Here is a 3,959-nt window from a genome sequence, read left to right as displayed (position 1 = left end):
GGTGGGGCCCCCCCCGCCGGCAACTTTTCCCTCTGCCGCAGGACAACACCCGGAATGATCAACCGAATCAGGGACTCGATCGCCGAGGCGATCGCCTGTGTCGCCGACGGCGACACCCTCATGTGTGGCGGCTTCGGCAGTTCCGGAGTCGCCTTCAATCTGATGGATGCGCTGCTAGACCACGGCGCGCGCGATCTGACGATCGTGGCCAACAACGCCGGCGTGGGCGAGACTGGCATCGCCCGGCTGCTCGCCGAGAATCGCGTCGCGAAGGTCATCTGCTCCTATCCGCGCTCGCCGGGTTCGGTCTGGTTCGAGCGCCGCTACGAAGAGAACGCCATCGAGCTGGAGCTGGTGCCCCAGGGCACGCTGGCCGAACGCATCCGGGCCGCGGGTGCCGGCCTCGGCGGCTTCTACACGCCCACCGGCTACGGCACCGCCCTGGCCGAAGGCAAGCGCACCGAGATCATCGACGGCGTCGGGCATGTCTTCGAGACGCCGCTGTCCGCCGATGTCGCCCTGCTCAAGGCCGAACGGGCCGACCGCTGGGGCAATCTCGTCTATTACAAGACCGCCCGCAACTTCAATCCGATCATGGCCACGGCCGCGCGCACGGTGATCGCCGAAGTCTCGGCGGTCGTCGCTCTGGGCGACATCGACCCGGAGCAGGTGGTCACGCCGGGCATCTTCGTCGACCACGTCATCGAAACCGAACAGGCCGTCGCATGAATCGTCTCACCCCCGAACAGGTCGCCGCCCGCTGCGCGGCCGACATCCCCGACGGCGCCTACGTCAATCTCGGCATCGGCATGCCCACGGAGGTGGCCAATCACGTGCCGGCGGATCGCGAGGTCATCTACCACAGCGAGAACGGCGTGCTCGGCTTCGGCGCCGCCCCCGCGCCCGGCGAGGAGGACCCGCAGCTGATCAACGCCAGCAAGCAGCACATCACCATGCGCCCGGGCGGTTCGTTCTTCCACCACGCCGATTCCTTCGGGATGATGCGCGGCGGCCATATCGACATCTCCGTGCTCGGCGCCTACCAGGTCGCGGCCAACGGCGATCTGGCCAACTGGTCGACCGGCAGCGAGACCTATCCGCCGGCGGTCGGCGGCGCCATGGATCTGGTGGTGGGCGCGAAGCAGCTGTTCGCGATCACCCGTCATACGCTCAAGGACGGCACGCCCAAGATCGTCGAGCGCTGCAGCTATCCGCTGACCGGCGCGGGCGTGGTCAGCCGCATCTATACGGATCTGGCCGTGATCGCAGTCACCGACGCCGGGCTGCAGGTGATCGAACTGCTGGCCGGCAACGACTTCGACACCGTTCAGAACGCCACCGACGCGCCGCTGATCGCCCCCGCCACCGCCCGACGAGCACAAGGATAAGCCCGCATGGCCTGGACCCTGGAAGACGAAATCGCCTGGACCGAGCGCAACCCCTTCCGCATGCATCTCGGCGTGGCCATAGAACGCGTGAGCACCGACGGCAGCGGCGACTGCGAGATCGCACTCGAGATCAACGACAACCTGGTGCAGGCCTACGGGATGGTGCACGGCGGCATCTACTGCACGCTCATCGACACGGTGCTCGGCACGGCCGTGCGTTCGGCCTATCAGCACGACATCGGCCCGCTGACCATCGATCTCAACGTCAGCTTCCTGCGACCGGCCGGCAAGGGGCGCATCTATTCGAGCGCGTCCATTGTCAAGAAGGGCCGCCAGATCGTGGTCGGCGTCGCCGACGTGTTCGACGCCGAACGGCGCCAGCTGGCCACCGGTCGCGGCTCTTTCGCCCTGCGCGATCAGCCGCGTCACCGCGCCGACTAGGGCCCGTCAGCAGAGCATGCAAGCTCGCCCCAAACGCCTCGTGAAAATTGACTATGGGCGGCAAGACGAGGCGTCGTGCGCGCCGCGCAGTCACGCGGCACCAGCGCGCGACAACGCTGGATCGCCTTACAACAGTGCCGAGCTCGAAGAGCTGGGCCGCCCATGGCTGTTGACCTTGGGCGGCCCACGGCGGTGCACGCCCTGATCGTGGCGCGCCGCGATCGACGACTCGCGTCTTGCGGGAGGCGATGTGCAGGGTCCGGCGCCGCGTTCGCAACACGTTTTGACCGACCCCGGAACCTTCATTTGCTCACATCGAGGACAACCCATGAGCCGTGAACCCCGACCGATTCGCTCCGACATCGCCTGGAGCACCCGCGACCGCATCGAGGTGCGCGGCAAGAGCCTGCCCGACGAGATCCTCGGGCATTTCAACCTGGGCGACCTGGCCTACCTGCAGCTCACCGGAAAGACGCCGACCGAGGCCGAGTCGCGTGTCTTCAACGCGATCGTCATCACGCTCGTCGAGCATGGGATCACGCCCTCCGCACTGGCCGCGCGGTTGACCTACGCCGGCGCGCCCGAGTCGCTGCAGGCCGCGGTCGCGGCCGGGCTGTGCGGGCTCGGCACGGTCTTTGTGGGCAGCATGGAAGGTGCCGCGAAGATGCTCTACGAGGTGCTGCCCACGGATGCGCCGGCGGATGCCGACCTGGACGCGATCGCGAAGCAGACGGTGGCCGACTACCGCGCGCGCAAGCAGATCATTCCCGGTCTGGGGCATCCGCTGCACAAGCCGGTGGACCCGCGCACCCCGAGGCTGTTCGCCATTGCCGAGGACAACGGCATGGCCGGGCGCTATGTCGAGCTCATGGGCAGGATCCAGGTCGAGGCGGAAGCGGCCTCGGGCAAGCAGCTGCCGATCAACGCCACCGGCGCGATCGGGGCGATCTGCTGCGAATTCGGTTTCCCCGGCCACATCGTGCGCGGCTTCGGCGTGATGGCGCGCGCCATCGGGCTGGTCGGCCACATCCTCGAGGAGTCGGAAAATCCCATGGGCGTGGAGATCTGGCAGCGGATCGAGGACGAGGCGACCGCCCACATCCGCCCCGAGTGAGCCCCCGCGGCGGGCGCGGAATGCCGCGCCCGCTGCATCCGAAAAGGAGACAGCGATGGAGACGATTCGATTCGACGTCGCAGCCGGCGTGGCGACGATCACCCTCGACCGGCCGCAGCAGAAGAACGCCATCAACGGCGCGATGACCGGCGAGCTCGCCGAGGCGGTGGCCACGGTACGCGACGACGACAACATACGCGCCCTGGTGATCACCGGCGCGGCCGGGGCCTTCTGCGCCGGCGGCGACATCAAGGCCATGCTGGCCAACCGCGACGATCCGGCCGCGCGCCAGGCGCGCATGCGCTTTCATCACCGCTGGCTGGAGCAGCTCGTGCATCTCGACAAGCCGGTCATCGCCGCCGTCGACGGCGCGGCCTTCGGCGCCGGCTTCGGCCTGGCCCTGGCCGCCGACCTGGTGATCGCGAGCACCCGGGCGAAGTTCTCGATGGCGTTCATGAAGATCGGGCTGGTGCCCGACTTCGGTGCGCTCTACACCCTGCCGCGCATCGTCGGCCTGCAGCGCGCCAAGGAGATCATCTACTCGGCGCGCACCGTCGCGGCCGACGAGGCGGTGTCGCTGGGGATCGCGCTGGAGGCGGTCGAGGCCGAGGCGCTGCCGGATCGGGTCCGGGCCATCGCCACGAGCCTGGCGGCGGCCTCGCCGACCGCGTTCATGCTCAGCAAGCGTGCGCTCAACGTCTCGCAGCTCAACGACTTCAGAACCATGCTCGACATGGAGCTGACCAGCCAGAGCGTGGCCTTCGCCACGCCCGAACACGGCGACGCGGTCGACGCCTTTCTGGACAAACGCCCGCCGGCGTTCGAGTGGCCGGCGCGCGAAGACTAGGGCCTGTTAACACTTCATCCGAGCCCGCGCCAATCGCTGTTGTGCGGCAAGACGAGGCGTAGTGCGCGCCGTGCAGTCATTCTGCACCAGCGTGCTACAACGCTGGATTGCCGCACAACAGCGATTGTCCCGAAGGGTTCGGCCGCAAATCGAGCCCGGCGGCGTTGTA

Annotated in this window: 5 protein-coding genes; all 5 read left to right on the top strand. The window is 68.0% G+C overall.

Features of this window, described 5'->3' with window-relative positions; genetic code table 11:
• Positions 1 to 54: 54 nt before the first annotated feature.
• The 5 genes from SAHL_RS17405 to SAHL_RS17385 all read left to right on the top strand — a co-directional run bounded on the left by SAHL_RS17405 (position 55) and on the right by SAHL_RS17385 (position 3,790).
• The gene (locus SAHL_RS17405; RefSeq protein WP_123592681.1) at positions 55 to 729 is read left to right on the top strand and encodes a 3-oxoacid CoA-transferase subunit A; all 675 of its coding nucleotides are present in this window, start codon (positions 55 to 57) and stop codon (positions 727 to 729) included.
• A complete protein-coding gene (locus SAHL_RS17400; RefSeq protein WP_123592680.1) occupies positions 726 to 1,388 on the top strand; it encodes a 3-oxoacid CoA-transferase subunit B in 663 nt (220 codons plus the stop codon). Before SAHL_RS17405 ends, SAHL_RS17400 begins: the two co-directional genes overlap by 4 nt.
• A 6-nt stretch (positions 1,389 to 1,394) precedes the next feature.
• Positions 1,395 to 1,829 (top strand): PaaI family thioesterase, encoded by a 435-nt coding sequence (locus SAHL_RS17395; protein WP_123592679.1) that lies wholly within the window; start codon positions 1,395 to 1,397, stop codon positions 1,827 to 1,829.
• A 328-nt stretch (positions 1,830 to 2,157) separates the two neighbouring features.
• The gene (locus SAHL_RS17390) at positions 2,158 to 2,943 is read left to right on the top strand and encodes a citryl-CoA lyase (RefSeq protein WP_123592678.1); all 786 of its coding nucleotides are present in this window, start codon (positions 2,158 to 2,160) and stop codon (positions 2,941 to 2,943) included.
• Between the two features lie 55 nt (positions 2,944 to 2,998).
• Positions 2,999 to 3,790 (top strand): enoyl-CoA hydratase/isomerase family protein, encoded by a 792-nt coding sequence (locus SAHL_RS17385; RefSeq protein WP_123592677.1) that lies wholly within the window; start codon positions 2,999 to 3,001, stop codon positions 3,788 to 3,790.
• Positions 3,791 to 3,959 lie beyond the last annotated feature (169 nt).

Source organism: Salinisphaera orenii subsp. halophila YIM 95161 (genome assembly GCF_003732545.1).
Lineage (GTDB): Bacteria > Pseudomonadota > Gammaproteobacteria > Nevskiales > Salinisphaeraceae > Salinisphaera > Salinisphaera orenii_A.
The sequence above is the reverse complement of the archived record's forward strand: the minus strand, read 5'-3'. Positions and strand labels throughout refer to the sequence as shown.

Bases quoted from the DNA above. Each gene is read 5' to 3' on its own strand.
- SAHL_RS17405 (WP_123592681.1), top strand. From the start codon at position 55: ATGATCAACCGAATCAGGGACTCGATCGCCGAGGCGATCGCCTGTGTC.
- SAHL_RS17400 (WP_123592680.1), top strand. From the start codon at position 726: ATGAATCGTCTCACCCCCGAACAGGTCGCCGCCCGCTGCGCGGCCGAC.
- SAHL_RS17395 (WP_123592679.1), top strand. From the start codon at position 1,395: ATGGCCTGGACCCTGGAAGACGAAATCGCCTGGACCGAGCGCAACCCC.
- SAHL_RS17390 (WP_123592678.1), top strand. From the start codon at position 2,158: ATGAGCCGTGAACCCCGACCGATTCGCTCCGACATCGCCTGGAGCACC.
- SAHL_RS17385 (WP_123592677.1), top strand. From the start codon at position 2,999: ATGGAGACGATTCGATTCGACGTCGCAGCCGGCGTGGCGACGATCACC.